The following is a 24,807-nucleotide window of genomic DNA, read 5'->3' on the forward strand; positions in this document are numbered from 1 at the left end:
TCCGCTCCGCAGGTCTGAGCGTGGCGTCGGCTAAAGTGTTCGGTCGCTCGCCTCGCTCGCTTTCTGTTCGGGTGGCCGGCAAATGATGTCAGGCGAAACCCCTTATCATCGTGTCGGCAAGGAGCCACCGGCTGTCGCAAGCTCGGTCGATCCATTGACCGGGCTTGGAAATGCGCGCCAACTCCGCAAGACCGTTTGCGACCTGGCTGAAGAGCGCGCCAGCGATCCTGCTCCCTTTACGATCGGCCTTGCCAATATCGACGGCTTCAAGCCGATCAACGACCTGTTCGGCCCGCGAGCTGGAGACGAGATCCTCTGCCAGGTTGCGCACCGGTTGCAAGCCTGTGCGCCGGAAGGCGCCACGATCATCCGCTCGGAGAGCGACGAGTTCGCCTTCGTCCTGCCGCTTGTCTTCGAGCGCAAGGGCGCCGAGAAAGTCGGCCAGATGCTGAAGGAGGTGCTTTCGGCGCCCTTCGATCTCGGTGACCGCAACGTCCGCCTCTCGGCCTCGTTCGGCTTTGCTGTTTATCCCTTTGCCGGCGAAGTGTTCGAAGATCTGCTGAAGAGCGCGGACACGGCCCTCTATCGTTCCAAGCGCCGCGGTCGCGGCCAGATCACCGTCTATTCCCAGGAAATCGCCCAGGAAATGAAGCGGGCGACGCAGCTTGAGCAGGCTCTGCGCAACGCCATCATCGCCAACGAGGTCGATGTGCATTTCCAGCCGATCGTCGACCTGCGCAACGACGCAGTCGTTGGCTTCGAAGCCTTGGCCCGGTGGTGCGACGCCGATCTCGGCTATGTGTCGCCAGCCGTGTTCGTGCCCTTGGCGGAAGAGCGCGGCTTCATCGAATCGTTGGCCGAGACGCTGTTGCGCAAGGCGGCCCACGCGGCACTCTCCTGGCCGAAGGAACTGTTCCTGTCGTTCAACCTGTCGTCGGCACAGTTGATGGATCCGGCCACCAGCTCGCGGCTTTTGACGATCATCAACCAGATCGGCCTCGACCCGAGACGGCTGGAACTGGAGATCACCGAAACCGCCGTTATGGCCGACGCGGAAATCGCCCAGAAGATCGTGACCGAGCTGCGGGCGGCGGGCGTTCGCGTCTCCCTCGACGACTTCGGCACGGGCCAGTCGAGCCTTGGGCGCCTTCGTGATTTCTCGTTCGACAAGGTCAAGATCGACCGGGCCTTCGTGTCGCGGATCTCGGTTGATCGGGCGTCCGAGCATATCATCAAGGCGATTGTTTCGATGTGCGAAGGTCTGGAGCTTCAGGTCGTCGCCGAAGGTATAGAGGATTTTTCCGAAGCCTTGAAACTGAAGGCGCTCGGCTGCGGCATGGGCCAGGGCTATTTCTACGGCAAGCCGGCCGATGCCGTTGCCACCATGCGCTACCTTTCGGACCGCTATCGCGGCGTCGCAGCCCAGCTTTAGGTACTGCTCGGGGCATTTCCGGGAAAAGCGTGAAACGGCTCCTGCCAGGGAATGCTTGAATACAGAGAGATAGAGCGCTTCTGCGACACCACCCAAAGCGACTTCATGTCGGATTCAGTTCTTGGCGCTCTCCCCCCGGTTTCGTGTCCCTTCCGCCAGCAGCCAATCCCTCACGCGTCGCGCCTGGTTATTGAGCTCGCGCGAGCGCGGCCAGACGACGTAGAACGCCAGTCCGGTCTTCAGCACGTGATTGCCAACCGGCACAAGGGCGCCGGAGCGCACCTGCGGATCGGTCAGATGTTCCCAGCCGAGCGCCACGCCTTCGCCCGATAGCACCGCCTGGATCACCAGGACATAGTCGTTGATCGCAAGCCGTCGTGCCTGTGGCGGATAGGCGAGGCCGGCGCTGGCAAACCATTCGGTCCAGTCGCAGGCGCGGCGCACCGGTTCTTCCAGGTGAATGAGGTTGTGGCGCAGCAGATCGGCCGGCGTGGCGGGCAGCCCATGCTGCTCGATATAGGCAGGCGTCGCCACCGCGTTGACGACCTCGTCGGCCAGAAGGGCTGCATGATAGCGCGGCCAGTGGCTGGGATCGCCGCCGCGTATGCCGAGCGGGATCGGCTCCTCATCGAGGTCGAGATCGCGCACGCTCGTCTGGATCCGCAAGTCGATCTCCGGCAGATCCTCGCGCATGCGGTTGAGCCGCGGCAGCATCCACATCGAGGCAAAGGCGGTCGAGGCCGCAAGCGTCACATTGGTCTCGCGCCCCTTGGAGCGGATGTCTTCTGCGGATTTCTGTATACGCGACAGGCCGACGGACACGTCGGCATGGAATTTCTCTCCCGCTTCGGTCAGCTCGACGGCGCGGTGCACGCGGTGGAAGAGCGGAACGCCCAGCTGTTCCTCCAGCCCGCGAATGGCGTAGGAGACGGCGGCCTGGGTCATGCCGAGCTCGTTGGCGGCGCGGGTGAAGTTCTGGTGGCGGCCGGCGGCCTCGAACACGATGAGGCTGGCTGCCGACGGAAGCAGGCGGCGTAGATTTTCCATAACTTAGGCTTATCGCATGGCTCAATTTTTTCCAGCGTTACAACGCAATTTTTCGCCAATACCATCATCTCAAATGATGGGAGAACGGCAATGGAAATGGCAGCTGTAGCAGCGGGTGAAGCGCCGAGACGGACGCGAGGGTCAAGGCCGCAGCGCGGCGGTGTTGGCGCCAAAGGCCTTGGCGTGCCCTATATCATCCGCAACATTCCGACCTATGATATCCTGAGCGAGGAGAACCTGCTGCGGATCGAGGCGATTGCCGACCGCATCCTTGCCGAAGTCGGCATCGAGTTTCGCGACGATCCCGCGGTCCTCGATCACTGGAAACGTGCCGGTGCCAAACTCGATGGCCTCCGGGTGACGTTCGAACCGGGCATGCTGAAGGAGATCGTTCGCTCTGCACCGCGCGAGTTTACCCAACATGCCCGCAATCCCGCCCGCAGCGTCGAGATCGGCGGCAACAACGTCGTGTTCTCGCCGGCCTATGGCTCGCCGTTCGTCACGGATCTCGACAACGGCCGGCGCTACGGCACGATCGAAGACTTTCGCAACCTGATCAAGCTGGCGCAGTCGAGCCCGTGGCTGCACCATTCGGGCGGTACGATCTGCGAACCGGTCGATGTGCCGGTAAACAAACGCCACCTGGACATGGTCTACAGCCACATCAAATACTCCGACCGGGCCTTCATGGGCTCGATCACCGCGGAGGATCGCGCCGAAGACTCGATCGAAATGGCGCGCATTCTCTTCGGTCGCGATTTCGTCGATGCCAATTGCGTGATCCTTGGCAACGTTAACGTCAATTCGCCGCTCGTCTGGGACGGCACGATGACGAAGTCGTTGCGCGCCTATGCCCGGGCAAACCAGGCGGCAGTCATCGTGCCCTTCATCCTCGGCGGCGCCATGGGGCCGGTCACCAACGCCGGAGCGATTGCGCAGTCCTATGCCGAGACGCTAGCCGGCTGCGCCTTGACCCAATTGGAGCGCAAGGGCGCGCCTGTCATCTTCGGCAACTTCCTGTCCTCCATGTCGCTTCGCTCAGGCTCGCCGACCTTTGGGACGCCGGAGCCGGCGATCGGCAGCATGGTCATCGGCCAGTTGGCACGCCGTCTCGGCCTGCCGCTACGCTGTGCCGGTAATTTTTCCAATTCCAAGCTGCCGGACGCCCAGGCGATGCAGGAAGGCGTCATGTCGATGCTGTCGGCGGTTCATTGCGGCGCAAACTTCATCCTGCACTCGGCCGGCTTCGTCGACGGGCTGCTGGCGATGTCTTACGAGAAATTTGTCATGGACACGGACTTCTGCGGCGCGCTGCATTCCTATCTCGCCGGCGTCGTCGTCGACGACAACACGCTCGCCATGGACGCCTTCCTTCAGGTCGGGCCCGGCAGCCATTTCCTCGGCTGCGACCACACCATGCGCAACTACCAGACGGCCTTCTGGGATTCAGGCCTGTCTGACAACGAGCCGTTCGAGAAATGGACGGAGGAGGGCGGCACTGACATGGCGACGCGTGCCAACCGCAGCTGGAAGAAGACGCTCGCCGAATACGAAGCGCCGCCGCTGGACGTGGCAATTGATGACGCTTTGACCGACTATGTCACTCGCCGCAAGAACGACATGGCGGACGCCTGGTACTAAGCTGCCGTCAGCTTGCCGGAATACAAAGAACAAGAATGATGCAGTGTCCCCGGTCCGCCTCAGCGGACAGGCGGCGCTCAAGGGAACAGAAATGACGCTGCCGAAAGACCCGCTGCTCCAACCCTACAGCTTGAAACACCTGACGCTCAAGAACCGGATCATGTCGACGGCCCATGAGCCGGCCTATTCCGAAGACGGCATGCCGAAGGATCGCTATCGCCTCTACCACCTTGAAAAGGCCAAGGGCGGCATGGCGCTGACCATGACGGCCGGCTCCGCCATCGTTTCGGAGGATTCACCGCCGGCCTTCGGCAATCTCCATGCCTATTCCGACGAGATTGTGCCGTGGCTGAAGAAGATCGCCGACGACTGTCATGAGCATGATTGCGCGGTGATGATCCAGCTGACCCATCTCGGTCGCCGCACCGGCTGGAACAAGGGCGACTGGCTGCCGGTTCTTTCCGCCTCTCCTGTTCGCGAAGCCGCGCACCGTTCCTTCCCCAAGGAGATCGAGGACTGGGATATCGAGCGCATCGTCGCCGACTATGCGGCAGCGGCCGCCCGCATGCAGGCAGCCGGCCTCGACGGCATCGAGCTCGAGGCCTACGGCCACCTGATGGACGGCTTCTGGTCGCCGGCGACCAACCAGCGCGACGACGACTTCGGCGGCTCGCTCGACAACCGCCTGCGTTTTACCCACATGGTGCTCGACGCGATCCGCACATCCGTCGGCCCGGATTTCATCGTCGGCATGCGCATGGTCGCGGACGAGGATTGGGACAAGGGGCTTTCCAAAGAAGAAGGCATCGAGATCGCCCGCCGCATGGCGGATTCTGGCAAGGTGGATTTTCTTAACATCATCCGCGGGCATATCGATCACGATGCGCCACTCACCAAGGTCATCCCGATCCAGGGCATGGCGGCCTCGCCGCATCTCGATTTTGCCGGTGAAGTCAGGGCGGCGACGAAATTTCCAGTGTTCCATGCGGCCCGCATCGCCGATGTCGCGACTGCCCGCCACGCGATCGCCGAAGGCAAGCTCGACATGGTCGGGATGACCCGCGCCCATATCGCCGACCCGCACATCGTCAGGAAGATCAAGGAAGGCAGGGAGGCCGAGATCCGACCTTGCGTCGGCGCGACCTACTGTCTCGATCGCATCTATGAGGGCGGCGGCGCGCTGTGCATTCACAATGCGGCGACTGGCCGTGAGGCGATCGTGCCGCATGTGATTTCCAGGAGCTCCGGGCCGAAGCGGAAGGCTGTGGTTGTTGGCGCCGGGCCAGCCGGTCTCGAAGTCGCGCGCGTGCTTGCCGAGCGTGGCCACAGTGTCGAGATCCTTGAGGCCACCGGCCAGGCCGGCGGGCAGATCCTGCTTGCCCAGCGCAATCCGAGGCGCCGGGAGCTGATCGGCATCGTCGACTGGCGGCTGTCGGAGCTGGAGCGGCTCGGCGTGCCCGTCCACTACAATGTCTTTGCGGGCGTCGACGACATTCAGGAGCGTTCGCCCGATCTCGTCGTCGTCGCCACCGGCGGCATTGCACAAAACCCGGCTCTGGAGGCCGGGGACGATCTGGTCGTTTCGAGTTGGGATATCATTGCCGGTGCGGTCAAGCCGGAAGGACCGGTGCTGCTCTACGACGACAACGGCGCCCATAGCGGCATGACGGCAGCCGAGCTCATTGCGCGCGCCGGCGTCGAGCTGGAGATCATGTCGCCCGAGCGGATGTTTGCGCCCGAAGTCGGCGGCATGAACCACGTGCCCTATGCCAAGACCTTCGCGGATCACAATGTGCGTGTAACGATCAATACCCGTCTGAAATCGGTTCGGCGGGACGGCAATGGGCTGGTCGCGACGCTCGGGTCCGATTTTTCGGACACCGCATTAAGCGAGCGGCGGGTGGCGCAGGTGGTGGTCGAGCATGGCACCGTGCCGATGGACGATCTCTATCGCGAATTGAAGCCGCTTTGCCGCAATCTGGGCGCCGTCGACTATAAGGCGCTGCTTCGCGGTGAAAATCCGATCGCGCTTCGCAATCCCGACAGCAGCTTCGACATGTTCCGTATTGGTGACGCGGTTGCAAGCCGCAACATCCATGCCGGCATTTACGATGCACTGCGTTATGGCGTTCTGATCTAGAGCGTTTCATCTTTAAACGGAAGCGATTCTGTTGGCTCAAAACGGCCGTTCCACACGAAGGATGGCGCAGAGCGATGCGGACCCATCGGTCAAGCCATCCGACACAGTGGACGGCCGTTTTCAGCCAACCCGAAGGGCCGGATGAATTTCGGCCATTACCGGCGGCGTCCGTCTCGACCGCAGCTTCTGCTGCGCTCTTCGCCAGCCGACTTGGTTCTGGCCGAAATTCCTTCCGGCAGAATGTTTCCGTTTAAAGATGAAGCGCTCTAACAAAGAAAAGCGGCGGTGAAAGCACCGCCGCTCCATCTCCTGGTCGTCTCTTGATCCAGCTTACTGCTGGGTACCCTCAGCCGGTGCCGGCTCAATCGCTGTCGCCGGTGCCGTTCCGGTGGTCGAGGAGGTCGTCGAGGTGTCAACCGGCTGGTTGGCGTTCTGCTCGGCGACCTGCTGCGCCTTGGTCTTGAACTCCGGGGCCGCCTTCAAGGTTTCGGCGGTTTCCGTCGTCGTCAGCTTCAGGGCATCCGTATTGGCCTGTTCGGAAATCTGAATGCGATCGAACGGGACCGCAACATTCTTCTCGCCGAGACCCAGGAAGCCACCGACACCGATCACCGCGGCTTCGACACCGCCGTCCTTCTTGATGATCAGGTCGTTGATCTCGCCGACCTTTTCATCGCCGGCGTTGTAAACGGTCTGGCCGACATAGGTGCTGGTCGCGATCTGGTCGGCGGCCTGCTCGGTTATGTAGGTGCCGTCAGACTGCGCCATGTCGGCAGGCGCTTCGGTGGTCGCGGGCGGTGTCGTCTGCGCCTGGTCGGCAGGCGTTTCGGTGCCCGGAGCCGGCTGGATTTCCATCGCCTGCGGCTCGGCCGGCTTAGGCTGAGCAGCGTCCTGGGCGAAGGCCATCGGAGCGAACGCAACACTTGCGATAAGCGCACCGGCCGCAACGGAAGATACAAGTTTCTTGGTCATGTCAAAATGCCTTTCCTTGACGTTGTCGATCAAGGCGCGGTCCTGAAAGAGCCAGGGTTCCACCGCACCGGTGATATCAAAGCAACGCTTGGCTGCAGAGACGGTTCCAAAAAAAATGAATTGATCACATTGGAATTCCGGTAGTCCTGCGCCAGCTTTCGATGGCCGCAGATCAATATCTCCGGAGACCGTTGTCGTTCGTTCGGCCGATATCTGATGCCATCATTCAAACTTTGTATTTTAGTGATTTATTGATTGCTTCTTTACATTCACTCAATCTTGAGTGTTCTTGGCGATACTTGGCGAAGGCGGGAAACGGATCATATCGTGGATAGTCCATCCTGCTGATCTGGACGGTTCCCAATGTTTCTGCCGCGGCGATTTCTCTCCGTTTCCCTGCTTTCTGTTTTGGTGATGGTCTGCCTTGTCGGCATTGAGCGCAGCCTGTTCGGCGTGCGCTATTTCTCGGAGCGAATGCCGCGGGTCGAGCCCTATAATCTATGGCATGCATGGGTCGCGCTCAGCCTTTCGCTTGCGGCCATTCAAGGCTTTACGCGTGATGCCTCCTGGCTGGGCGCGCCTATGCTTCGAGCGGCTTCGCGCCGCGCACTGTCGATCTGCATCGCCACATTGGTCCTTGCGGCCGCCGCCGCCCTGCTTTTCAGCGTCGATGCCGTGACTTTCAGCGCCCTGGCCCGCGAGGACAACATCTTCGAGTGGCTTTCTGCTCTGTTGATCTTCGCCTCGAGTGTGTTCTTCGCGCTGGTGGCGACAGGTCAATTGCGTGCGGCGCGCGGGGAGGCCGGCCGCGATGCATGGCTTGCAACTGGCGCCGCCACATCTTTCAGCCTTGTCTTCTTCGTTGTCGGTATGGAGGAGATATCCTGGATGCAGCGCGTTTTCGGCCTTGCCACGCCTGACGCATTGCTGGGGCTGAACAAGCAGCAGGAACTGAACCTGCACAACATCTCCACCGGCTTTTCCGAGCTGCTCTACTACACCGGCAGCTTCGTGTTGCTGACGCTCATGCCTTTTATCTGGCTCTATCTTCGCAAGGGCTTTGCGCTCGGACGGCTGGAAGCTTTCGTACCCAGCGTGCTGGTGCTGGCGGCAAGCGCACCGATGGCGGCCTTCAACAGCGACAACTGGAGCATGCTGCCGACGCAGATGATGGTGATGATGACGGTGATCATCCTCTTGGTGATCGCCGATCTCGCTCTGCGGGGTGGACTGTGGCGGGAGTTCGTCCTGCTGACCGCAACCGCCATTTTGATCGTCGCGATCCAGGAACTGTTCGTGCTGCAGGCACACGACCTCGTGCGCATCTGGGATCCGACCGAATACAAGGAACTCTTCATTGCGGTCGGTCTTGCCATCTATGGCTACGAGACCTTGTCGCGCCTGCGCTCGTCGGCGCCGGCCGGCGAGGTGCGGATCGGGCGGCGACCAATGGCGGGATGAAGAAAACCCCGCCGAAACGGCGGGGCTCGTACTGCAGTGCCGTTTGATGCGACGGCAGTCTCAGTGGCTTTCGCGAAGAACCTCGCTGCCGCTGCCGCCAACGAGGAAATCGAGGTCCGCGCCCTTGTCCGCCTGCAGCACCGTGTCCTGGTAGAGCTTGTAGTAGCCGCGGGTCCATTTCTGCTCCGGCGGCTGCCAGGCGGCCATGCGGGAGGCAAACTCTTCGTCACTGATCATCAGGTTGAGCTCCCCCTTCAGCGCATCGAGGCGGATGCGGTCGCCGGTTCTGACGATCGCCAGCGGTCCGCCGGCGTTCGATTCCGGGCTGACATGCAGCACGACGGTGCCAAAGGCCGTGCCCGACATGCGGGCGTCTGACACGCGCACCATGTCGCGCACGCCCTTTTCGACCAGCCGGCGCGGGATCGGCATGTTGCCGACTTCCGCCATGCCGGGATAGCCCTTGGGGCCGCAACCCTTGAGCACGAGGATCGTATCTTCCGTCACCGGCAGGTCCGGATCGTCGATCTTGGCCTTCAGGTCTTCGATCGTCTCGAACACATAGGCGGGCCCCTCGTGCGCCAGCAGATGCTCACTGGCGGCAGACGGCTTGATGACCGCACCGTTTGGCGCAAGGTTGCCCTTGAGCACGCGAATGCCGGCTGCGGCGCGCAAGGGGTTGTCGAGCGGACGGATGACGTCGTCGTTGAAGACTTCGGCGTCTTCCCAGTATCGGCTGATCGGCATGCCGAAAACGGTCGGCGCATCCGGATGCAGCAGATGCTGGATGCGGTTCATGACGGCAGGCAGGCCGCCGGCATAGGCGAGATCCTCGATCAGATACTTGCCAGACGGCATGCAATTGACGATGCAGGGCACCTGGCCGCCGACGCGGTCGAAGTCCTCGAGACAGAGATCGACGCCGGCGCGGCCGGCGATCGCCAGCATATGCACGACCGCATTGGTCGAGCCGCCGACGGCCGCATTGGCGATGATGCCATTTTCAAAATTCTTCTTGGTCAGGATCTTCGACAGGCGCAGGTCCTCATGCACCATTTCGACAATGCGCTTGCCGGTCATGTGCGACAGCGCCATACGGCGGGCGTCGACAGCGGGAAGGGCGGCGTTGGTCGGCAGCGACAGGCCCATCGCCTCGACGATCGAAGCCATGGTGGTGGCGGTGCCCATGGTCATGCAGACACCGGGCGAACGCGACATGCCGCTTTCGGCCGCCATGAATTCCTGAACGCTCATTTCGCCGGCGCGCACCGCTTCTGAAAACTTCCAGACGTCGGTGCCGGAGCCGATGTCCTTGCCCTTCCACTTGCCGTTCAGCATCGGCCCGGAGGAAACGACGATGGTCGGCAGGTCCACGGACGCAGCCCCCATCAGCTGGCCGGGGGTGGTCTTGTCGCAGCCGCCGAGCAGCACGACGCCGTCGATGCCATAGGCACGGATCGCCTCCTCGACGTCCATGGCGAGCAGATTGCGAAACAGCATTGCCGTCGGCCGCATCTGAGTTTCGCCGAGCGAGGACACAGGAAACTCGACCGGAAAGCCGCCGGCCTCCCACACGCCACGCTTCACGCCCTCCGCCAGAATGCGCAGATGGCTGTTGCAAGGCGTCAGTTCCGACCAGGTGTTGCAGATGCCGATGATCGGACGCCCGTCGAAGACGTGATCCGGGAAACCCTGGTTCTTCATCCACGAGCGGTGGATGAAGCCGTCCTTGTGGGTGCCGCCGTACCAGTGGCGACTGCGCAGTTCTTTCTTCTTGTCGCTCATGCGAGCTTCCTCCTCACCATGCGTTTGATCGCGTGGATGAATTGTATGACTTTTTATTGGCGTTCCGCCAACACTTTCCGATCAGAGGCGGAACGACGGTTCGAAACGACCCTTGACGCTGACGCCGAGTTCGAAGGTCTTGCCGGCATGTGGATCGGCCGTGCGCGCGGTGTCATCGAGATCCTGCCAGGCAGACGTCACCAGCATGCGGTCGGCCTTGGGGCCGATGAAGGCCGTGCAGCTCGGCTGCGTCGTCGGCATCGCGTAGCGCGCGATCCGCAAGCCGTCTGGGCGGTAGACGTCGACCGTGCCGCTTCCCCAGCGGGCGTTCCAGATCAGGCCGTCGGCATCGCAGACCGAGCCATCGATGCCGCCTTTCTCGCCGCTGCCGTCGACGAGCAGGCTGGGCTCGCCCTTCGGCAACCCCGTCTCGGCATCGATGTCGACGCGCATCAGGTGGTTGATGTCGGTGTCGACGAAATAGGCAACGGTACCATCAGGCGAAAAGCAGATGCTGTTGGGGATGGTGACCCGATCATAGAGCTTGGTTACCTTTGTCCCGGCGACGTGATAGATCGCGCCCGCGCCCTTTTCCGGGCTGCGGCCCATGGTTCCGATCCACAGTGAACCGGAGGCGTGAACGCGGCCGTCATTCGAGCGGTTGCCGGGCTTGTCTTCAAGCGTCGTCAGCAGGCTGAACGCGCCCGTCTGGGTATCCCTGATAAAGAGCCCCTGATCGGAGGCGATCAGTTGCCGGGACGGATCGATAACGGCAAGGACGCTGCCGAGGAACGGAAGGTCATGCACGGTCTTGCGACCGGATTCCAGATGCAGCTCATGCAGCTCCTGACCCTTAATGTTGAACCACCAGGCTGTGCCGGTGCCGGGGTCATAGGTCGGGCCTTCTCCGAGGATCGAGGCCGATTGGCAGAGGATGCTGCCGGAAAAGGGAAGGGTATCACTCATCAGCGTGCTCCATAGACGGCGTCGTACGCTTTGATCGTCGCGATGGCCCGCTTGCCGACGTCTGCAGCAGTCATGCCTGGCTTGTAGAGGCTCGATCCGAGCCCGAAGCTTCTGATGCCGATCCTGGCGTAGTCTGCGAAATTCTCCTCCGACACGCCGCCGACGGCCGCCACTTCGACGTCGGTCGGAAGCACGGTACGGATCGCGGCGATGCCGGACGGGCCAAGCACGCTTGCCGGGAAGAACTTGAGGCCGGTGGCACCCGCCGCGGCAGCGGCAAGTGCTTCCGTCGGGGTGAAGACGCCGGGCATGGTCACCATACCCTTTTCCGCCGCCAGCCGGATGACCGCCGGTTCGACATTCGGGCTGACCATCAGCTTTCCGCCGACATCGGCAAGCTGTTCGACCTGCTCTGTCGTCAGCACCGTGCCGGCGCCGATCAGGCAGCCTTGCGGCGCCATCTTCACCGCTGTTTCGATCGAGCGGAACGGGTCGGGCGAATTGAGCGGGATCTCGATCGCGGTAAAGCCGGCCTCGATCAGCGTGCCGACGACGCCTTCAGTTTCTTCAGGCTTCAAGCCGCGCAGAATGGCGACCAGCGGGTATTTCATCGGTGGAAAGGGGATACGGTTCATCTCAGCAGTCTTTCGGTCAGAGGGGCCAGATTGCCTGAGCGGCAGTCGAAAGGCCGGCGCGCACGGCCTCGTCGGCATCGACGATCCGCGGGCTAAGGTTGAGGCTTGTTAGTGCTGCGCGGTAGAGCGCGCCGAGCGAGCCGGAGGCAACGAGGCAGACGCTGTCGACCGCACCGGCTGCTGCGAGTGCCCCGGCAATCTCAAGCCCGATCAGCGTGCCGGAGAGCGTCGCCTTGGCGTCGGTCGCCGTCGCGCCGTGAAGCAATTGACCGGCACGCACGCCGAACGTCAGGTTGGTGGCGAGCGCCGGGTTGGCGCAGGCCGCTGCAACGGCTGCGAGGAACGCCGGATGCTCGCCAGAAAAGACCTGCGCATCCGCGATCGAGTGGCTGAGGATCGAATGCTTGGAGATCACATCGAACAATTCTCCGGTCATGAAGGTCGAGAAACCTGTGACCTTGCCGCCCTCGAGGCGCACCCATTTGCTGTGGGTTCCGGGCATGCATACGAGATGCCGGCCGTCGCCGAGGCTGGTCGCGGCACCGAGCAGTTGCGTTTCCTCGCCGCGCATCACGTCGGGATGCTGCGGATCGCGCTGAGCGAGACCCGGAAGAATGCGAATGTCGCGGTCGATATCAGGCACCGCGACCGCACCTGCGGCAATCGTCGAAAGGGCGGCGGGGGTGTCGAGATAGCCGGCCTCCACCCAACCCTGCTTGGCGCCCGCCATCCCGCAGATGATCACGGGCAGGTGCGCGGGCGCAGCCACCGCGGCCAGATGCGCCTCCAGGACGGTCGAAAAGCCGGTCTTGGCAGCCGTGGTCATGCCTTCACCGCTGCGTCGTTCGGCAAGCACCGCGCCGTCCTCGGCAATGATCCAGAGCCGAAAGCTCGTGGTTCCCCAGTCGACTGCGGCATAATAGGCTGCGGTCATCAAAGTGCGCCTCCATCAATGATCATCGTTTGGGCCGTCATGCCCGTGGAACAGTTCGAAGCCAGGTAGAGGCAAGGGCCCACGAGGTCGTCGGCGGTCAGGCTTCGTTTCAGGCACTGCTTCTCCAGCATCGCCATGATCGCCGCTTCGTCGAGCCAGAGCTTTTTTTGCCGCTCGGTGACAATCATGCCGGGAAGGATCGCATTGACGCGGATATTGTCGGGGCCGAGCTTGCCGGCGAGCGACTTCGTCAATCCGACAATGCCGGCCTTGGCCGTCGCATAGGCTGGGATTTCCGCCATGTTCAGCAGGAAGGCGATCGACGAGAAATTGATGATCGATCCGCCGCCGGCCTGCCGCATGTGCGGCGCCACCGCCTGACTCATGAAGAACAGGTGCCTGAGGTTGACCGCCTGGCTTTCGTCCCAGCTTTCTTCGGTGACATCTTCGAGTGGCTGTCGGTCGTCGCGGGCCGCATTGTTGACGAGCACGTGGAGCGCGCCGAGCGTCGCCGCAGCCGTTTCGACGGCCCGTCTCACCGCGTCGATATCGCGCAGATCGGCATGAATGAAGAGCGGTCTGTATCCGGTCTCGGCCGAGAGCCTGTCGGCGAGCTCCAAGCTTGCCGTCGCGTCGATGTCGACGAAGGCGACCTGCGCACCCTGACGAACGAAACCTTCGACGAGTGCCGCACCGATGCCGGCGCCACCGCCGGTGACAAGGACACGGCGATCCCTCAGATCGTGAAATTGGGCCGCAGGCAACGGCATCTGATCGGCACTCCCCCTTCGCGCCTCTTTGGCACGTTTGTCGACCTCATTGTTCCGATATGTGGAACGCGATTTTATTATATGGAATTATCGGGCGGCAGCGGTTATTTTGTCAAGATCGGATTGGCGGACTCAGGGCCATACGGGTGGGAATGAAACGGGCGACATGAGTGTGGAACTCACAGGAATTGCGCACGGCGAGGCGGCCGGCACCGGTACGCTTGGCAAGGCCATGGCCGTTCTTGAAGCGGTGGTCATGGCGGACGGGCCACAGCGGTTCACCGATATTCTGGCGAGATCCGGCCAGCCGCGCGGTACCTTGCATCGGCTGCTCAGCCACCTCGTCGAGGAAGGGCTGCTTATGCAGCGCCGCGATCTCTCCTATGAGCCCGGTCTTCGCCTGTTGACGCTCGCCTCTCGCTCCTGGTCCGGCAATCGTTTTCGCGATGTTGCCGAACCGCATCTTCGCAGCCTGCACGAGCTGACCGGGGAAACCGTGCATCTCGGCATCCTCAGGGAAACCGAAATCGTCTATGTCGACAAGGTCGAAAGCCGGCAAACGGTGCGTATGAGTTCGCAGATCGGCAAGGCCTCGCCCGTCTATTGCACCGGCATTGGCAAGGCAGCGCTGTCGCTGTTGCCGCAACCGGAACTTGAGCGGCTTGTGGCGAAAATGGCCTTTCACGCCTTCACTCCGCATACCCATCGCTCAGCCGAAACGCTGCTGGCGGAGATTGCGGACATCCGCCGCGACGGACACGCTTTCGATCGGGAAGAACATGAGATAGAGATCCGTTGCGTCGCTGCGCCGATCCGTGTGTCGGGCAGCGATCTGACAGCTGGAATCTCGGTTACGGGGCCGGCCTACAGGGTGAGCATGGAGCAGTTGATCGCCTGGTCGGGGGCGGTGCGGGCGGCGGCGGCGGCGATCGGGGAGGAGGCCGCGATTCGCCTCGGTCCGGGCCGCGGTGGACCTTGAGTTCACTTTACGGTAAATTAGAAACTTCGACTGGACGTGGTGTTCCAACCTCGATAACGTTAATATATCAGGTTAGCTTTGCGGTTGACCGCGACCAGGTTTGATTTTGTCATTAAGAATAATTTTGACGTAATCTTCATGCGGCGTCAGCGGCCGTGCTCCTCCCCGGAGCCGGATGTGGAGAAGGGCGGAAGATGATCGATTTCAGCGCGAATATGGCGTCGTTGATGCTCCCCGACGGGCGGTCCGTGAGGGGGCCTATCTGTTGCGAGGACGATATCAGACGGGTGATCGGGCAGGTTGCGGACGCCTACGGCTTCCGTGGCTTCCTTGTGCTCGCCGTTCCGGATACCGGCTGCAACAGCCTTGAGGCCAACGCGATCATGACGACCTATCCGGTCGAGTTCTTGAAAGGTTACGACAGCGCTGGCCTGATCAATGGCAGCCCTGTGATCCAGCGCCTGCGCCGCAGCACCATACCCTTCACCTATGACGCCCACCAGCTGGCGCGCCGGCGCGCCGATGGCAAGGGCGACGCGGCGATCTGCGTCTTCGAGCAGGCGGGCATGCCGCGCGGGATTTACCTTCCGGTGCACGACACCGGTGGCCATCGCGCTGCCATTGCCTTTGGCGGCGATCGCCCCGTCGTGTCGAACGATGAGATGCAAGAACTCAATCTGTGGGCCGGCATCCTCTTCAGCAAGCTGGTCGAGGTGCGCGAGCGCGATCGGCGCGGGTCGGGAAGCCTGTCGCGCCGTGAGGTGGAATGCCTGCGCTGGGCCGCTGCCGGCAAGACCACGAGCGAGATGGCGCGGATCCTTGCGCTGTCGGAGTATACAGTGAACCACTATCTCAACCGAGCGACGCGAAAGCTGGATTCGGTCAACCGCGTGCAGACGGTCGCCAAGGCCATGCGCGCCGGTTTGATCAACTGAGAACTGGCACTTTCTGCACATCAAAGCTGGATGCTGCGGCATGGCGCAGTTCGCTTGCAGGGAAATACACAGGCTTTTGTGCGCGTAGGGCAGGGAATCTCGATCATCTGTTGGCATTGGCCTGCGGGTCGGTCTATTTGATAATTGATGAATGCCATGGAACGCGCGAATGCAGGATACGATGACCACCGGGACGACTGACGCAGATCTGCCCCGGGGCGGTGATTTCGCGTCTGAGATCGCAAAACTGGAGACCCAGTTCGATATCATCCGCTATATGCGGCGGGTCACGCAGATGTTTGGCTTCAAAACCTTTCTCATCTGCTCGATCCCGTCCATCGACGTGGACCGCCTGGCTGCAACCACCGTTATATCCAACATGCCTGCCGAGCTGCTGAACAAGTATGACAGCCTGTCGATGCTGCGCTTCAGCACCGGCGTCAAACGGCTGCGGGAAACGACGACACCTTTCCAGGTGACGCTCGAAGCCTGGGAAGGCGAGGGTGGCAAACCCGATTCGGCCAGCGAATACATTGCCATGCTGCGCGACAACGGCATCTTCCAGGCGAGCTATTTCCCGGTGCACGACGCAGAAGGTGGTCGCGGCGCGGTGATCCTGATGGGGCCGGAAGCCGAACTGCCGATGACCGTGACCATGGAATTGCAGATGATCGCAATCCATATCTACAATCGGCTGGCAGAGATCGGCTCGGTCTGGAAGAACGCCAGTGCGTCCCTTTCCGAGCGCGAGATCCAGTGCCTCAGCTGGACGGCGGCTGGAAAGACCAGCGCCGAGATCGCCGGCATCCTCGGCCTCTCCGAGCACACCGTGAACCACTACCTCAACCACGTCACCAAAAAGCTCGATGCGGTGAACCGCACGCAGGCCGTCGTCAAGGCGATGAAGAAGGGCTACATCAGCTAGCCTTAAAGCGCGTCGCGATCTTTCAGATTCGCGTGGCGCGCTTTAAGTTCTTGTTTTTGCGCATGTCGTTATCGCAAAACTGCGGCACACTTTTGCGCGACATTCTTCAGTTCTGGAGCGGCGCATTCGCGCGTGCGCGAAGCCGCCGTCAAACGTGGTGCGCCCACGCAGTTGCTGCCATCCTGTGCGATTTTGAGATCATTGCTCATAAACTGGGCAGATGCTCTCGCGGGCGTCGGCGTGCGGTAATTCCGTTATCTTACTGAAAACATTATAGGTTCAGTTTCAGTTTGAATCTGGCACGCATCCTGCATTGCTATTGGCATGTCCAGAGGGGACTAAAACAAGACAGCGCCCAAGAAGGTCGCGACAAAAAGGGCCGCCACCTTATTCCACTGTGATCCCGGATGTACGGACACAAGGGATGAGTGGCGGCTCTGCTTTTTCCGTTATGTCGCATTGGCGAAGCGCCCGGCCTCGATTATCTAAGAGGACAGTAGAATGAGAGGACGCGATGCCGGAAGTCACCAGAGACGTGGTACTTGATAAGCTGCGAACCGTGCGCGGTCCGGATATGGAAGGAAACATCGTCGAGCTTGGGCTCGTGTCGGATGTCTTCATTTCGGATGGCAAGGCCTATTTTTCGATCACCGTGCCGGCCGACCGCGCCAAGGAGCTGGAGCCGATGCGGGCTGCAGCCGAGCGCGTGGTGCGCGAAATCCCTGGCATCAGCGCCGCAATGGTTGCCTTGACCGCGGACCGCAAGGCGGCACCCGCGGCTGCCCCGGTGCAGCGCCCGCAACCGGCCGGCGCTCATGCCGGCCACGCGCATGGTCAGCGTCCGGCAGGCGGCGCGCCTGCAAAGGCCGGCATTCCCGGCGTCGGCGCCATCATCGCCGTCGCCTCCGGCAAGGGCGGTGTCGGCAAGTCCACCACATCGGTCAACCTGGCGCTGGCGCTGAAGGCCAACGGCCTGAAGGTCGGCCTGCTCGACGCCGACATCTATGGCCCGTCCATGCCGCGCCTCCTGAAGATTTCGGGTCGGCCGCAGCAGATCGAAGGACGAATGATCCGCCCGATGGAAAACTACGGCCTCAAGGTCATGTCCATGGGCTTCCTCGTCGACGAGGAAGTGGCGATGATCTGGCGCGGCCCGATGATCCAGTCGGCATTGCTGCAGATGCTGCGCGAAGTCGCCTGGGGCGATCTCGATGTTCTGGTGGTCGACATGCCGCCGGGCACCGGTGACGCACAGTTGACCATGGCGCAGCAGGTTCCGCTCGCCGGCGCGGTGATCGTCTCGACGCCGCAGGACCTGGCCCTGATCGACGCCCGCAAGGGGCTGGCGATGTTCCGCAAGGTCGAAGTACCGGTGCTCGGCATCATCGAGAACATGAGCTATTTCGTCGCCCCGGACACCGGAAAACGCTACGATATCTTCGGCCATGGCGGTGCGCGCAAGGAAGCCGAGCGTATCGGCGTGCCGTTCCTCGGCGAAGTGCCGCTGACCATGGGCATTCGGGAAACCTCCGATGCCGGTACGCCGCTGGTCGTTTCCGATCCGGAGGGGGAAATCGCCCGCATCTATCGTGAGATCGCAACGAAGGTCTGGCGCGAAGTCTCGGCAGCACGAGACGACAAGAGCCGCGCGATGCCGAATATCGTCTTCGAATAGGCCGTCGTCCGCGGCCTGTTCGATCGGGTCGACCCGTCACGCGACACAGGCCGGGTCGGCTCCGAAGCCCTGCGAATAGCGGCACAATTTTGTCCGAAACCCGATTTCGATTCGGCGAAACATGCAGTAGGGTGGCGCCGGAACGGTAGACGGCGCCTGTGTCATGTATCGAGGGGGCATTGATTTTGCGTCTGTGTTGCGCCATATGCCGTGCCGCACTTGCGAAGGTGCCCAACTTAGCGCCCTCTCGCCGGAGACCTTGTCCTCCCGCGATGACCGAGTTGAGGATTTTGTCCTGACTGGGAACGCTTCATCCGATGGATTTCGATAGTGGGAATAATGTGGCGCCAATGCGGTTGCTCACTTTCGCGCGGGCTCGCATCTCCACCCGGGACCGCAGCCGCGGGAAGGGCGCCTGAATGATCACGGGCTATTGCTCCAACGGAGAGATCGTCTCCCTGTCGGTGGCGGACGAGCCGGTTGCGCTGCGTCCCGATATCGTCTGGGTCGATCTCGTCGAGCCGAACAAATCCGAGGATCTGATGATGGAGAAGCTCCTGGGCATCTCCATCCCGACACGCGAGGACCTGAAGGACATCGAGCCGTCGAGCCGGCTCTATTCCGAGGCTGATGCGGTTTTCATGACGGCGTCGCTGGTCTACCGCTCCGAAACCGATATTCCAGATCTGACTGACGTTGCCTTCATCCTGCATGGCGGACGGCTGGTGACCATTCGCTACGCCGAACCACGCGCTTTCGCCCTGTTCAAGGCGGCGATGCACCGGATTCCCGGCGGCTGCCCGAACGGCGTCGTGATGTTGACGCGGCTGCTCGAAACGATCGCCGACCGCACCGCCGAAATCCTCGAGCAGGCCGTCGGCAAGATCGACGATCTGTCGTTGCAGGTCTTTGGCGACAAGGCGGTCGTCAAGCGCCGGCCGCCGCACTTCCTCGAGGCGCGCCTGCGCGACGTGGCCGGTCATCACCGTCTGGTCGCCAAGACCCGCGACAGTCTTGCCTCGCTCTCACGCCTTTTGACCTTCGTCTACACCGTTCCCGAAGTCCAGGCGGACAAGGACAGCCGCGAACTCTGCCGCTCGATCTCCCGCGACATCCAGACCTTGTCGGAGCATGCCTCCTTCATCTCGGGCAACATCACCTTTTTGCTCGACGCCTCGCTCGGCCTCATCAATGTCGAGCAGAATGCCATCATCAAGATCTTCTCGATCGCTTCGGTGGTATTGTTGCCGCCAACGCTGGTCGCCTCCGTCTACGGTATGAATTTTCGCGCGATGCCGGAACTTGAATGGCAGCTCGGCTATCCCTTCGCGCTTGCCGCCATGGTGATATCCGCCGTGATACCCTTTTTCTTCTTTCGCTGGAAAGGCTGGCTCTAACAGCCAGTAGGACACGCATGACCCAATCGCATGCCCCTTCCACACAAGGGTCGAAAGACCTGCGCCGGCTGCTCGTCCTCGGCCTCGGCTCTATCGGCGTGGTCTACGGCGATATCGGCACCAGCCCGCTCTACGCGTTTCGCGAAGCACTCCGCCCGGTGTCCCACGACGGCGTGACCGATGTCGAAATCATCGGTCTGATCTCACTGATGATCTGGACCCTGACGATCATCGTGACGATCAAATATGTGCTGTTTCTGCTGCGCGCCGACAACCAGGGGGAGGGCGGCACGCTCTCGCTGCTGGCGCTGTTGATGAAGACCGGGAATGGCCACACGGCGATCCTGTTCTTCATGGGCATTGCCGGTGCCGCACTCTTTATTGGCGATGCGATGATCACGCCGGCCCTATCCGTGCTTTCGGCCGTCGAGGGTCTGAAGCTCGTGACCCCGGCGCTGTCGGACTACGTCGTCCCCATCGCGGTCGTCATTCTGCTTTTGATGTTTGCGGTGCAGTCGAAGGGAACGGCCGCCGTTTCCAATTTCTTCGGCCCGATCACGCTCGTCTGGTTCCTGGTGATGGGCGGTATCGGCGTCATCCACATTTCCGACGACCTGTCGATCTTCAAGGCCTTCAATCCCTATTATGCCGCCAGCTTCATGTTCAATGAGGGCTATGTCGGCATCATCGTGCTCGGCGCCGTCTTCCTGACGGTGACCGGCGCGGAGGCGCTCTATGCGGACCTTGGCCATTTCGGCCGCCGCCCTATCCAGTGGGCCTGGTTCCTGGTGGTCTTTCCCGCGCTGACGCTCAACTATCTCGGCCAGGGCGCTTTCGTTCTGAAGAACCCTGAGGCGATGTCGGACCCGTTCTTCCTGATGTTCCCGAAATGGGCGCTGCTGCCAGTCGTCATCCTGGCGACCTTCGCGACGATCATCGCCAGCCAGGCGGTGATAACCGGTGCGTTTTCGCTGACGCGGCAGGCGATCCACCTCGGCTTCCTGCCGCGCATGGCGATCTTCCACACCTCGGAAACCCATACCGGTCAGATCTACCTGCCCAACGTCAACACCCTGCTGATGTTCGGCGTCATGGCGCTGGTCTTCGTCTTCGGTTCGTCGGAATCGCTTGCTACTGCCTATGGCATCTCGGTGACCGGCGCGATGGTGGTGACGACGGTTCTCTCCTTCGAGTTCCTGCGCGCGCGCTGGAACTGGTCGGCGCTCTGGGCCGGCGCCGTGCTTTTGCCGCTGTTTGCACTGGAGTTCGTGTTCCTCGGTGCCAACATGCTGAAGATCCATGATGGCGGCTACGTGCCCGTGCTGATCGCCGCTACTTTCATCGTCATCATGTGGACCTGGAAGCGCGGTACGGAAATCCTGCATGCCAAGACCCGCCATATCGACATTCCGCTCGCAAGCTTCGTCAAGTCCATCGAGCGCAAGAGCGAGCACGCCCCGGTTTCTGTACCCGGCACCGCGGTGTTCCTGACCAGCGACCCGGAATCGACACCGGCGGCCCTGCTGCACAACATCAAGCACAATCACGTGCTGCATCAGCAGAACTTCATTCTGACGATCCGCACCGCCAACACGCCGAAGGTTCCCAAGACCGAACGCGTCAGCGTGCAGCCGCTGTCGGAGCGCTTCACCCTGCTCGAAATGCGCTTCGGCTTCATGGAGACGCAGAACGTCTCGCAGGCGCTTGGCCTGTTCCGCAAGTCAGGGCTGAAGTTCGACATCATGTCGACGTCGTTCTATCTCGGAAGGCGCAAGCTGGTTCCGGACGCGCAGTCGGGCATGCCGCATTGGCAGGACCGCCTGTTCATCGCGCTTGCCAACGCGGCGATCGACCCTTCCGACTATTTCCGCCTGCCGACCAACCGCGTTGTCGAACTCGGCTCGCACGTCATCATCTGACGTCACCGGTTGCGAAAGCCGCTGGCGGGCCAAAAGTCCGCCACCACTGTCTTTCAGTGAACACGCATTAACCAAACATCAAGGTTAATGCTTCATTTTCAAGGCTCGAACGAAGCGTTGCCGGCCATGCGTCCGGCAGCTTCATTGTCCTAGCGTCCCCGCGCGGAATCTGTCCGCTGGCCCATCGCCGGCGAGGGCAGCGCCGTGCCTTCGATAAGCGTTGCGTGGAGTGGGTTGGTGCGTAAGAGTCAAAAACTGCGTCGCGAATCTCGTGTGAACGTCTCCGCCTGGCTGGCTCCGGCTCTCATCGGACTAGCGGTCTATATCGGCTTCCCCACGGTCGCCGCCTATTCCGACCTGGCGACCTTCCTCTCCGGTATAAATCGTGGCGGCGAACGCTGGCGGATGTACATGACGCCGTCGCCGGCGGGATCGATCCACGACGTCGAGATGGTCTTTGCCGACCCGATCACCACGAGCGCGCTCGATGGCGGGGCCGGTATCGAACTTCCCGATGGCAGCCGCGTCGCGTTGACCGCGGAAAGCAAGCATGCCGGCACGCCGGACGAAGACCGCGTCAACCGCCGGGGCAAGAAGGGCCGTATCGTCGCCGTCACCCCCGTCACGCCGCCGAAGGATTTCACCGCCGGCTCGATCCTGCAGCGCACGAGTTCGCTGATGGAGCCCGGTTTCGAGGGCGCCGAAAAGATGGTCTTCGCCAAGCCGAAGATCAAAGGCAAGGAGATCGAGATCGCCACGGCCTTCTACAAGAAGAAGCCGCCGAAGATCGAGCCCGGCCTCTCGCCGATGCTGGCCAAGCTTGTGACCAACGACAAGCCCGACATTCTTGCGACTGCCTATGTCCGGCCCGAGCCGGACTATGCGCGTGAATCGCCCTTCGATTCGATCCTGAGAGAAGACAAGAACGCCGGGCGCTTCATTCCCGACATCGCCCCGGAAGATCATGCCTGGGCCGCGACCGCCCTTCCGGCTGAGGTCTTCAGCAAGGAAGAGCAGACCTGCCTTGCCGAAGGCATATACTTCGAGGCTCGCAGCGAACCTTTGAAGGGGCAGGCGGCCGTCGCGCAGGTGATTCTCAACCGCGTCCGCAATCCGACCTATCCAAAGACGATCTGCGGCGTCGTCTATCAGAACAAGGCCTGGCGCAACCGCTGCCAATTTTCCTTTGCCTGTGACATGATCCGCGACCTGGTCTATTCGAGGTCGCACTGGAAGGAAGCCAAGGATGTCGCGATGGCCGTCACCGCCGGCAAGATCTGGTTGCCGGAAGTCGGCTCGGCGACCCACTACCACGCCACCTACGTCAACCCCGCCTGGGCGAAGACGATGAAGCGGGTCGGCAAGATCGGCCTGCACATCTTCTACCGGACCTATGGCGGCGGCTGGAGCTGACGCAGGGCCGGCTTTGACCCTGCAGCGTTTTGAGCATTGATCGCGGGCCGGAGATTCTGGCCCGCGATCTGCCGATTCCTGCCTTTGTCTGCCAGTCGCGGGCGCGGGATGCGGTCAAGATGATGAAATCATTGCGAAATATTGTCCACGTCGAAGCGCTGCGCACGCCTTGACTATGCGAATGCCTAAAACTATGTTGCGCGCGACTTCAAATGGGGCTGAAACGTGGCTTGAACAGCAGCCTTTTGTGTGACCGAAATCACGGTCGTGACCGTGTCGGACAACAATGGGAGAGCCACGTGACGGAGAAACCCGAGGAAAGTCTGGAAGCGCGGCTGAAGCAGCTCGGCGAAAAGATTGAGTCCAAGCGACCCAGTCAGCCGGATGGTGCCGAGGCCCGAGCCGCCGAAAGCCGCAAAGGCTATGCGGCGGCAATGAAGCTCTCCAGCGAGTTCATCGCTGGCATCGTGGTTGGGGCGTTTCTGGGCTATCTTTTGGACCACTTTGCGGGTACAGGGCCGTGGGGCATGATCATTTTCCTGCTCCTTGGCTTTTGCGCCGGCGTGTTGAATGTACTGCGTTCGGCCGGGATGGTGGCAACACTCGACTCGGTAAAGCGCAGTTCGGGAAATGACAAGACGGACGGAGATGGCGCCTGAGGCGTCGCCCGGAAAACACGGTATCCGCTCTAAAGGCGGGCAGAACGAAAGAGAAGCGCGGTGTCAAACGATCCGACCCACCAGTTCCTGGTCAACAAGATTGTCCCGATCGAAATTGGCGGAATTGACTTTTCCTTCACCAACGCGTCGCTGTTCATGGTTGCGACCGTGGGTGCTGCGGCCGGTTTCCTCTACCTGACGACATCGCAGCGCGGGCTGGTCCCGACGCGCCTGCAGTCGGTTTCGGAAATGTCCTATGAATTCATCGCTTCCATGCTGCGCGAAGGCGCTGGCAACGGCGGCATGAAGTTCTTCCCGATGGTGTTCTCGCTGTTCATGTTCATCCTGACGGCGAACCTGCTCGGCATGTTCCCTTACTTCTTCACCATCACCAGCCAGATCATCGTCACCTTCGCCTTGGCGCTCTTCGTCATCGGCACGGTGCTGTTCTATGGTTTCTACAAGCATGGTTTTGGCTTCCTGAAGCTCTTCGTGCCACACGGCGTGCCGGGCGTGCTTCTGCCGCTGGTCGTGTCGATCGAAATCATCTCGTTCCTTTCCCGTCCCATCAGCCTCTCGGTTCGTCTCTTCGCCAATATGTTGGCCGGCCACATCACGCTGAAGGTTTTCGCTGGCTTCGTTACCTCCCTGAGCGCGCTTGGTGCGCTCGGTATCGGTGGTGCGATCCTGCCGCTCATCATGACCGTCGCTATCACCGGTCTTGAATTCCTCGTCTGCTTCCTCCAGGCCTATGTCTTCGCGGTACTGACCTGCATGTACCTCAACGACGCTGTCCATCCCGGAAGCCACTAAGGAATACAGTCGCTTGCTTCCGGCCGGTCCTCCGCCGGAAGCGCAATCCTAAGCCGCAACACCATTCGAAGGAGTTCAATCATGGAAGCGGAAGCAGCAAAGTACATCGGCGCAGGTCTGGCTTGCCTCGGTATGGCCGGCACGGCTCTCGGCCTCGGCAACATCTTCGGCAGCTACCTCTCTGGCGCGCTGCGCAACCCGTCGGCTGCTGACGGCCAGTTCGGCCGCCTCGTATTCGGCTTCGCCGTTACGGAAGCTCTGGGCATCTTCTCGCTGCTCGTAGCCCTGCTCCTCCTCTTCGCCGTCTAA

21 protein-coding genes are annotated in these 24,807 nt (G+C 61.7%); 14 read left to right on the plus strand and 7 right to left on the minus strand.

The window, feature by feature from the left end; genetic code table 11:
- The first annotated feature begins 85 nt into the window (after positions 1-85).
- A complete protein-coding gene (locus tag AC1Q80_RS03960) occupies positions 86-1,432 on the plus strand; it encodes a putative bifunctional diguanylate cyclase/phosphodiesterase (RefSeq protein ID WP_234902852.1) in 1,347 nt (448 codons plus the stop codon).
- A 114-nt stretch (positions 1,433-1,546) separates the two neighbouring features.
- On the opposite strand, the gene AC1Q80_RS03965 is transcribed toward AC1Q80_RS03960, so the two are convergent.
- A complete protein-coding gene (locus AC1Q80_RS03965) occupies positions 1,547-2,479 on the minus strand; it encodes a LysR substrate-binding domain-containing protein (protein WP_492359673.1) in 933 nt (310 codons plus the stop codon).
- A gap of 90 nt (positions 2,480-2,569) precedes the next feature.
- Between AC1Q80_RS03965 and AC1Q80_RS03970 the strand changes: the two genes are divergently transcribed.
- Together AC1Q80_RS03970 and AC1Q80_RS03975 are read left to right on the plus strand one after the other, a co-directional pair.
- Complete coding sequence (locus AC1Q80_RS03970) at positions 2,570-4,120, plus strand: trimethylamine methyltransferase family protein (RefSeq protein WP_492359674.1); 1,551 nt, start codon at positions 2,570-2,572, stop codon at positions 4,118-4,120.
- Positions 4,121-4,211: 91 nt separating this feature from the next.
- Positions 4,212-6,260, plus strand: a complete 2,049-nt coding sequence (locus AC1Q80_RS03975) for an oxidoreductase (protein WP_492359675.1) — start codon at positions 4,212-4,214, stop codon at positions 6,258-6,260.
- Positions 6,261-6,590: 330 nt separating this feature from the next.
- On the opposite strand, the gene AC1Q80_RS03980 is transcribed toward AC1Q80_RS03975, so the two are convergent.
- Positions 6,591-7,232 carry a PRC-barrel domain-containing protein gene (locus AC1Q80_RS03980; protein ID WP_173419152.1) on the minus strand — a complete coding sequence of 214 codons (642 nt, stop codon included), beginning with the start codon at positions 7,230-7,232 and terminating at the stop codon, positions 6,591-6,593.
- A gap of 363 nt (positions 7,233-7,595) precedes the next feature.
- On the opposite strand from AC1Q80_RS03980, the gene AC1Q80_RS03985 reads away from it, so the two are divergent.
- Positions 7,596-8,693 (plus strand): hypothetical protein, encoded by a 1,098-nt coding sequence (locus AC1Q80_RS03985; protein ID WP_492359676.1) that lies wholly within the window; start codon positions 7,596-7,598, stop codon positions 8,691-8,693.
- 60 nt (positions 8,694-8,753) lie between these two features.
- Here AC1Q80_RS03985 and AC1Q80_RS03990 read toward each other — a convergent pair whose 3' ends face one another.
- The 5 genes from AC1Q80_RS03990 to AC1Q80_RS04010 all read right to left on the minus strand — a co-directional run bounded on the left by AC1Q80_RS03990 (position 8,754) and on the right by AC1Q80_RS04010 (position 13,783).
- A complete protein-coding gene (locus AC1Q80_RS03990) occupies positions 8,754-10,478 on the minus strand; it encodes an IlvD/Edd family dehydratase (RefSeq protein WP_209787309.1) in 1,725 nt (574 codons plus the stop codon).
- An 81-nt stretch (positions 10,479-10,559) separates the two neighbouring features.
- Positions 10,560-11,444 (minus strand): SMP-30/gluconolactonase/LRE family protein, encoded by an 885-nt coding sequence (locus AC1Q80_RS03995; protein ID WP_492359677.1) that lies wholly within the window; start codon positions 11,442-11,444, stop codon positions 10,560-10,562.
- Complete coding sequence (locus tag AC1Q80_RS04000; RefSeq protein WP_492359678.1) at positions 11,444-12,079, minus strand: 2-dehydro-3-deoxy-6-phosphogalactonate aldolase; 636 nt, start codon at positions 12,077-12,079, stop codon at positions 11,444-11,446. Before AC1Q80_RS04000 ends, AC1Q80_RS03995 begins: the two co-directional genes overlap by 1 nt.
- 16 nt (positions 12,080-12,095) lie before the next feature.
- Positions 12,096-13,016 carry a 2-dehydro-3-deoxygalactonokinase gene (locus tag AC1Q80_RS04005; RefSeq protein WP_234902773.1) on the minus strand — a complete coding sequence of 307 codons (921 nt, stop codon included), beginning with the start codon at positions 13,014-13,016 and terminating at the stop codon, positions 12,096-12,098.
- Positions 13,013-13,783 carry an SDR family NAD(P)-dependent oxidoreductase gene (locus AC1Q80_RS04010; protein ID WP_492359679.1) on the minus strand — a complete coding sequence of 257 codons (771 nt, stop codon included), beginning with the start codon at positions 13,781-13,783 and terminating at the stop codon, positions 13,013-13,015. The genes AC1Q80_RS04005 and AC1Q80_RS04010 overlap by 4 nt, the downstream gene beginning before the upstream one ends.
- 166 nt (positions 13,784-13,949) lie before the next feature.
- On the opposite strand from AC1Q80_RS04010, the gene AC1Q80_RS04015 reads away from it, so the two are divergent.
- The 10 genes from AC1Q80_RS04015 (at position 13,950) to AC1Q80_RS04060 (ending at position 24,807) form a co-directional block, all read left to right on the plus strand.
- The gene (locus tag AC1Q80_RS04015) at positions 13,950-14,762 is read left to right on the plus strand and encodes an IclR family transcriptional regulator (protein WP_492359680.1); all 813 of its coding nucleotides are present in this window, start codon (positions 13,950-13,952) and stop codon (positions 14,760-14,762) included.
- Positions 14,763-14,956: 194 nt separating this feature from the next.
- On the plus strand, positions 14,957-15,697 hold the full coding sequence (locus tag AC1Q80_RS04020) for a helix-turn-helix transcriptional regulator (protein WP_492359681.1): 741 nt from the start codon (positions 14,957-14,959) through the stop codon (positions 15,695-15,697).
- Positions 15,698-15,866: 169 nt separating this feature from the next.
- Positions 15,867-16,622, plus strand: coding sequence for a LuxR family transcriptional regulator (locus tag AC1Q80_RS04025; protein WP_077504193.1), 756 nt, complete (start codon positions 15,867-15,869; stop codon positions 16,620-16,622).
- A gap of 514 nt (positions 16,623-17,136) precedes the next feature.
- On the plus strand, positions 17,137-18,297 hold the full coding sequence (gene apbC, locus AC1Q80_RS04030; protein WP_173419160.1) for an iron-sulfur cluster carrier protein ApbC: 1,161 nt from the start codon (positions 17,137-17,139) through the stop codon (positions 18,295-18,297).
- 419 nt (positions 18,298-18,716) lie between these two features.
- Positions 18,717-19,694 carry a magnesium transporter CorA family protein gene (locus tag AC1Q80_RS04035; RefSeq protein WP_492359682.1) on the plus strand — a complete coding sequence of 326 codons (978 nt, stop codon included), beginning with the start codon at positions 18,717-18,719 and terminating at the stop codon, positions 19,692-19,694.
- A gap of 17 nt (positions 19,695-19,711) precedes the next feature.
- On the plus strand, positions 19,712-21,613 hold the full coding sequence (locus tag AC1Q80_RS04040) for a potassium transporter Kup (protein ID WP_173419162.1): 1,902 nt from the start codon (positions 19,712-19,714) through the stop codon (positions 21,611-21,613).
- 237 nt (positions 21,614-21,850) lie between these two features.
- Positions 21,851-23,026 carry a cell wall hydrolase gene (locus tag AC1Q80_RS04045; protein ID WP_492359683.1) on the plus strand — a complete coding sequence of 392 codons (1,176 nt, stop codon included), beginning with the start codon at positions 21,851-21,853 and terminating at the stop codon, positions 23,024-23,026.
- A gap of 299 nt (positions 23,027-23,325) precedes the next feature.
- Positions 23,326-23,685, plus strand: coding sequence for an AtpZ/AtpI family protein (locus AC1Q80_RS04050; protein ID WP_077504188.1), 360 nt, complete (start codon positions 23,326-23,328; stop codon positions 23,683-23,685).
- A 60-nt stretch (positions 23,686-23,745) separates the two neighbouring features.
- Positions 23,746-24,498: a F0F1 ATP synthase subunit A gene (locus tag AC1Q80_RS04055; protein ID WP_173419164.1), complete on the plus strand. Its 753-nt coding sequence runs from the start codon at positions 23,746-23,748 to the stop codon at positions 24,496-24,498.
- A gap of 81 nt (positions 24,499-24,579) precedes the next feature.
- Positions 24,580-24,807 (plus strand): F0F1 ATP synthase subunit C, encoded by a 228-nt coding sequence (locus AC1Q80_RS04060; RefSeq protein ID WP_025426100.1) that lies wholly within the window; start codon positions 24,580-24,582, stop codon positions 24,805-24,807.

Source organism: Ensifer sp. GW823-FHT05D09, assembly GCF_058795755.1.

Bases quoted from the DNA above. Each gene is read 5' to 3' on its own strand.
- apbC (WP_173419160.1), top strand. From the start codon at position 17,137: ATGCCGGAAGTCACCAGAGACGTGGTACTTGATAAGCTGCGAACCGTG.
- AC1Q80_RS03985 (WP_492359676.1), top strand. From the start codon at position 7,596: ATGTTTCTGCCGCGGCGATTTCTCTCCGTTTCCCTGCTTTCTGTTTTG.
- AC1Q80_RS04060 (WP_025426100.1), top strand. From the start codon at position 24,580: ATGGAAGCGGAAGCAGCAAAGTACATCGGCGCAGGTCTGGCTTGCCTC.
- AC1Q80_RS03960 (WP_234902852.1), top strand. From the start codon at position 86: ATGTCAGGCGAAACCCCTTATCATCGTGTCGGCAAGGAGCCACCGGCT.
- AC1Q80_RS03970 (WP_492359674.1), top strand. From the start codon at position 2,570: ATGGAAATGGCAGCTGTAGCAGCGGGTGAAGCGCCGAGACGGACGCGA.
- AC1Q80_RS04020 (WP_492359681.1), top strand. From the start codon at position 14,957: ATGATCGATTTCAGCGCGAATATGGCGTCGTTGATGCTCCCCGACGGG.
- AC1Q80_RS03980 (WP_173419152.1), bottom strand. From the start codon at position 7,232: ATGACCAAGAAACTTGTATCTTCCGTTGCGGCCGGTGCGCTTATCGCA.
- AC1Q80_RS04000 (WP_492359678.1), bottom strand. From the start codon at position 12,079: ATGAACCGTATCCCCTTTCCACCGATGAAATACCCGCTGGTCGCCATT.
- AC1Q80_RS04035 (WP_492359682.1), top strand. From the start codon at position 18,717: ATGATCACGGGCTATTGCTCCAACGGAGAGATCGTCTCCCTGTCGGTG.
- AC1Q80_RS04015 (WP_492359680.1), top strand. From the start codon at position 13,950: ATGAGTGTGGAACTCACAGGAATTGCGCACGGCGAGGCGGCCGGCACC.
- AC1Q80_RS04010 (WP_492359679.1), bottom strand. From the start codon at position 13,783: ATGCCGTTGCCTGCGGCCCAATTTCACGATCTGAGGGATCGCCGTGTC.
- AC1Q80_RS04040 (WP_173419162.1), top strand. From the start codon at position 19,712: ATGACCCAATCGCATGCCCCTTCCACACAAGGGTCGAAAGACCTGCGC.
- AC1Q80_RS03965 (WP_492359673.1), bottom strand. From the start codon at position 2,479: ATGGAAAATCTACGCCGCCTGCTTCCGTCGGCAGCCAGCCTCATCGTG.
- AC1Q80_RS04025 (WP_077504193.1), top strand. From the start codon at position 15,867: ATGCAGGATACGATGACCACCGGGACGACTGACGCAGATCTGCCCCGG.
- AC1Q80_RS03990 (WP_209787309.1), bottom strand. From the start codon at position 10,478: ATGAGCGACAAGAAGAAAGAACTGCGCAGTCGCCACTGGTACGGCGGC.
- AC1Q80_RS03975 (WP_492359675.1), top strand. From the start codon at position 4,212: ATGACGCTGCCGAAAGACCCGCTGCTCCAACCCTACAGCTTGAAACAC.
- AC1Q80_RS03995 (WP_492359677.1), bottom strand. From the start codon at position 11,444: ATGAGTGATACCCTTCCCTTTTCCGGCAGCATCCTCTGCCAATCGGCC.